The organism is Solemya velesiana gill symbiont (assembly GCF_002020805.1).
In the GTDB taxonomy this organism is placed as follows: domain Bacteria; phylum Pseudomonadota; class Gammaproteobacteria; order Chromatiales; family Chromatiaceae; genus Sedimenticola_A.
In genome coordinates this window covers 1-5,160 of record NZ_MPRJ01000075.1, presented here as the reverse complement: position 1 = coordinate 5,160, position 5,160 = coordinate 1, and the positions used below count along the sequence as shown (strand labels likewise).

The following is a 5,160-nucleotide window of genomic DNA, read 5'->3' as shown; positions in this document are numbered from 1 at the left end:
CGACTGATCGTGGACTTGTGGCGTCCAAGCACCCTGGCTATCTCAGTTTGATTATGGCCTGCTTTCATAAGGGCGTGGATCTGGTATCGTTCTTCCTGGATAAGCTGTGTGTACATGGTGCTCCTCAAACTTTGGTCGGTGAGAGAAGCTACCTATGCTACCGCTGCTTACCCTCTAACCAACTCTGTCGAGTTGCACTTGGAAATTGAATTCGCGTCCTCTTTAACTGGCATTTCTTGGGGTCAAGCTTAAACACATCGGAAAGATAGACAAGGTATTCCTTCGCCTTGATACTCATATCTTTTGGCACATCAAACTCTTCAGCAACAAATTTTTGCATTCGCTCGATTTCCTTAAGCTGACTCTCATTAAAACTACCGATGGTGACACCAATTTCGTGTCTCCGGTGCACATTTAGCGGTGAAGGCGAAAAAGCTACTTTTCCGTTCCTCAACATTAAAACATAAACAAGCCAGTCACCCGCCACACGATATGTCTGAATAAGATTGATATTCTGATTCATGACAGACTTTAAATTGCTCTTTTTGAATACAACACCACTCACATTAGGTATGGTGTTCTTTACACATAGCGCTTCTATTGTTTCTTTTTCCCCACTATTCACATATGGATACATCCATCTACTTGCGCCCAAGTCTGCAACATAGGCCAGATAATTATCGGCTAATATTTTTCCGTCTTCATCTATTTGCTTGCTTTCACAATAACTCAGAACAACATCAGAAAAATCAAAACCACCCATGACCTCACTTAAAAAATTACTACTGCAGGAGTCATCTGCCTCTGCAATCCAGACATGAGTACCCCTGACACTATCTACACCATATTTCCATTGCCTGAACACTGAGCCTGAGTTTTCTGTATTAACGACTATTTTGAAATCTATTGGTTGTGATTCAAGGATATCTTTAGCAAGCTTGACACTATTATCCGTTGAGCAATCATCTATAAAAATGATTTCAAAAACTGGGTACTTCTGATTTACTATGCTGGATAGTCTCTCTGGAAGATAATTCGCATAATTATAATTAGGCACAACTATAGAAACCCGTTTCAGTGCATGACCAACAAAATCAAGCAGATCAAACACATATTGACGAAACGAAAAAAATTCATTGATGAGTTCTGCGCCACGTTGTCCTAACGATTTTCTTTCAAACGGCGCTTCAAGAATATTGCCTACAGCGTCAGCAAAGGCACCCACGTCCTCTTTGGGCACCAAAACTCCACAACCCCTCCTTAAAAGTCCGACAAATCCTCCAGCACCTTCAAAACCGACCACAGGTACTTCTGCATCTAGAGCTTCAAGCACTACAGAAGGAAACGGATCTTCTCTCGATGTTAATGCGAAAACATCCGCACCACTATAGAAAAGGGCCGTATCAGATTGAAGCCCTGGAAATATAAACCGCTCCTTTATCGCGGGAAACTCAGCAAGCTTTTTGTCTATCTTTTGCTGTATATTAATTTCCCAGTGGCCAACCCATATCCAATATGCCTGCGGGATACGTTGGGCCATTTTCAGTCCAGCCTCAACAAAGAGATCGATGCCCTTGCGATAATCAGCATAGCCGACTCCCAACACGATCTGACTATCTTCGGGCAGGCCAAGTTTTTTACGTAGATTTTCCCGGTCAGCCACTGATTTTAATGAGTTATTTCTTCGTTTGTATAGCCCTTGAGGTCGAATTATAATCTTGGAAACATCTATAGGTGCGATTTTCTCAAAAGACACCGCAACCTCTTCAGATGGAAAAACAACTTTTGTTGCATACTCTGCTATAGCACTTGCTTTTCCGTGCAAACCAAACTGCTCCAAAACACCTCGCAACTCATGAACCAATGCAACGCATTCAAAACCATTACGCGCAAGTGTCTCAAGAAAATATCCTGAGACAGTCGTATTAACTATTGCAGAACGATTTCCTGCTTCGTAGAGCCTTCTTACAAGTGTAACCGCCTGTGGTCCACGTGCGTCCAAACAAGATAAGTCGTGTACGGTTGCCCATTTGGCATACTCAACCTTCAATGGACCATCACCCAAGCAAGCCACATCTACATGGTAACCAAATTCCCGGCTCAACGTTTTTGCAAGATTTAGTGAGAGGTATTGGGCACCATGAGGATTAGCGTCATGGGTAACCAAAACAATTTTCCTAGTTTCCTGTATAGACCCTATTTCACCAATGGATAGAGCATCTCTTGTTGCCTTCAAATATGCGTAGCCATAATAATCATCGGGTTCCAAGTGAGCACCTTCAGCCCATTCGTTCCATGCATTTACGAAGATCAGCCGCTCATCCGGATTGATCTGATGCTGTACGGTGTCTTGAATAGCATTTTCTAACCACTGCTGGTAGAGCTTTGGGGTGCTATTAAGAAAAACAGTACTTATATTCTTGCGCCTCGCTGTATTGTCCCAAGACGGACAAACACTACGAAACAGTTTATAGCCAGGTTGCTTGTATTCCTTACTGCGATTAACAAATACTTGCCAATCATAAACTGTACACCCAAAGTCTTCCCCGACCGGAACTACGCTATCGGTGATGACCGGTGGTTCAGAATTGTTCGGTGGAAACTCAATTGCAGCATCGAAACCATAATTAGCCGGATCAACCATCTCAAAGGACTGAGTATAGGCGAGATAAATTTCTCCAATTCCATTATCGTTACACCATTTGCGCCAGCGTTTTGAAGTTTCCATCGCAGAAGGAAGCAAGTTCGGCCGATAAACTAGCAACAGCGGCTTTCCATCGATACGAATATAACGTGGGTCACGAATATAGTTCGAAACATGCTTTATAAAGGCCAGATCATCTTCAGAAGAGTGTTTCTGCTCTATGAGAATATCACTTTCAAGACCATCCCAGCGACGACTCCAATTCTCGTTGGCCCAACATAGGCAAAACGGTAGGGTAAGACTACTGTCATTCAAATAATTCTCTATTGGTTTTTCTAATAGGCGTTTACCTCCGAACCAATAAAAGTAAAAACAAAAACCCTCAATACCGTAGAGTTTTGCAAGTTCGACTTGCCGGCGTTGAACGCCTGGATCGAGCAAATTGTAATAACCTAACTCACCTGGTTTGTGAGGTTGATAATGACCGTAGAATTGTGGCTGGGCTGGAAGCACATTATCCCATTCAGTAAAACCATCGCCCCACCATTTATTGTTTTCAGGAATAGGATGGAATTGTGGTAAATAAAAACAAACTAGTTTGACAGGCTTGTTATTAATTGCTTCTTCTTCAAGCAGCGGAACATATTCACTGCCAGCAAGCTCATTTAGATAAATGTCAGACGGCGTGGCATTTTCTAGCACCTGCCCATTTATATTCTGATTAGTAAATTCATACCATCGACTGTAGGCCTGTGTGTTCCTGAAGATCAATGGCAATCTACTAAACAGTATGCTTTTAAGTTTCTGCTTGTTACTAGTAGAGAGTGGCAGATGGCGCCAAACCCAATCAGCACGCGTAGACAAGGTACACCTGATATAGTAGAAGGGCAGTGTTATCAGGCTCCTACGGAGAAAGCGGCAAGGTTTGGTCAAATACCAAGAGTTGCTTTTTATAATTCTAGCCAATTGAGCATTAACCATCCCCAAATCATTCTTAACTTCCTGGTAGTCCAGCATGAGGCGCTCCAGCTGATCTTGGAGTACAGCATTACTGCTCCTGGTTTGCTTAAGATCATTCTCAAAGACCTGCTGGTTCTGTGTATGTTGCACCAGTAGCTCATTGAGTTCTGTGTTACTAAACCGAAGTTGCTCTAGTTCACTATGGGCATCCTGATAGTCATGTTCAAGTTGTTCCAGTTGATCTTGAAACTCTGTGTTGATTGATCTTTCACGCTCAAGTTCATTTTGGATACTCTTATGTTCCTGATCAAGTTGTTCAATCTGATCTTGGAGTTCTTTTTTGCTGAACCGAACCAACTCTAGCTCACTCCTAACGACTTGGTATTTATGCTCAAGTTGCACCAGTTGATCATTGAGTTCTATATTGCTGTCCCGTGACTGATCTAGATTTTCATGTACTTTTAGATAGTTATTTTCGCTTTTCATTACTGTTTCATTAGCTAACCGAACACTATTCTCCCTTTCTCCAATATCGAGAAAAAGCTTTGATATTCGTTCTTCCAATATACTTACGTAGTTTATTATTGGATAAATATCCTGAAACCGCTGTTTAAATCCAGAAAGTTCAAGTTGCACCTCATCGCTATCGATCGATACCGCGTCACAAGCCATATTCAGAGTCAGTTCATAAAGCTGACATACATCTGTAGATACTTGGGAATCTAGCTCAAGATCTTTTATTTGAAATTGGCTGTGACGTAGACCTACATCCAAGAACTCATCCATATACTCATGCAAATCAGGCGAACTTAATTCAGGCATATCAAGATCAAGAGTATGGGAAATACGTTCAAGCTCTTTTTTTGGATTATCCAATAAAAAGTCATAATTCACGACAATACGACGACTTCCTCTACTGTCTAAAAGCGCCAAAAGGACATGCTCCATCCAAAGAAAGATGCTTTTTTCCTTTTCAATTCTATTACGTTTGTATAGTGAACTAGCTACACTGAGGGGATTACGTAACACTACAATATAGTCTACTGAACAACCTACTTCATCAAATACAGTTTTCCAGAATGGGAGGAGCCTCGAGGTTCGTGGGTCTTTAAAAGCAGTGATACTTTTATCTGACAATTTGTTCCGTATTACATCTACTGCTTTGAGCTTTAAGTTTTCAATGATCTGGCTATCTATTTTCTTCTCCATACATTCTGTTGGAAGCTTTAGAGAATCGTATGCGGACCCGATGCACTGTAAAATATTTTCATTTATCTGGAGGCAGTTTTCATCCTCCCAAAATCCCTTTGGATTATCACTCCCCGCAGCATGTAGATTCTTACCGAGGTCTACACCAAGAACTGAAAGCCCTCTAGTGATAGCACTAGTACCACTACGATGCATACCAAGTACTACAATTACTCGCTTATTACCATAATCACACATCATGCTTTACAGAGTTATTGTCAAATCTGGTGTTTGAGTCTTGATCAAGCCGCAACCTGATTGCCTGCCGTCACCTCGACTCCATCTTTAAATTTCACTCCCGTAATCAC

General features: G+C 41.7%; 2 protein-coding genes. Both read right to left on the bottom strand.

From position 1 onward, the window contains the following. A partial coding sequence (locus tag BOW53_RS13975) for a helix-turn-helix domain-containing protein (RefSeq protein ID WP_153041610.1) occupies positions 1–116 on the bottom strand: 116 nt, incomplete at its 3' end. Positions 117–157: 41 nt separating this feature from the next. Then, the gene (locus BOW53_RS10330) at positions 158–5,008 is read right to left on the bottom strand and encodes a glycoside hydrolase family 99-like domain-containing protein (protein ID WP_135607072.1); all 4,851 of its coding nucleotides are present in this window, start codon (positions 5,006–5,008) and stop codon (positions 158–160) included. Between the last annotated feature and the right edge of the window lie 152 nt (positions 5,009–5,160).

Excerpts from the sequence above, each read along its gene's own strand:
- BOW53_RS10330 (WP_135607072.1), bottom strand. The coding sequence starts at position 5,008 with ATGCATCGTAGTGGTACTAGTGCTATCACTAGAGGGCTTTCAGTTCTT.